Source organism: Pantoea sp. SIMBA_079, assembly GCF_046940275.1.
Classification (GTDB): domain Bacteria; phylum Pseudomonadota; class Gammaproteobacteria; order Enterobacterales; family Enterobacteriaceae; genus Pantoea; species Pantoea borealis.
On sequence record NZ_JAWRYR010000243.1, the window covers coordinates 1 to 276 of the forward strand.

The following is a 276-nucleotide window of genomic DNA, read 5'->3' on the forward strand; positions in this document are numbered from 1 at the left end:
GCGCCCACTGACGGGCGATTTCGCGACCGTGTTCACGGCATAACTCCAGAGCGTCCTGGTCTGGTCGCCATTTGGCTTTCAGGCTGAGCGACATTTCGAAACCCGCATCCTGCAGGCGCGTGGAAAGACGATCCACCGCACCGCCGCTCCAGCCGTGAGATCCGAAAGCACTGGCGCGTTTGTTACGGAAGCGTAATCCGGTCATCTCCTCCACCAGCCCGGCGATTTTCGGCATCATCACGTTATTCATCGTCGAAGTGCCGACCAGCACGCCTT

The 276-nt window shown here is 59.8% G+C and carries 1 protein-coding gene; it reads right to left on the bottom strand.

The window, feature by feature from the left end; genetic code table 11:
- Positions 1-276: flavodoxin domain-containing protein (locus SB719_RS19875; RefSeq protein WP_412159696.1), on the bottom strand; the 276-nt coding region annotated here is incomplete at both ends.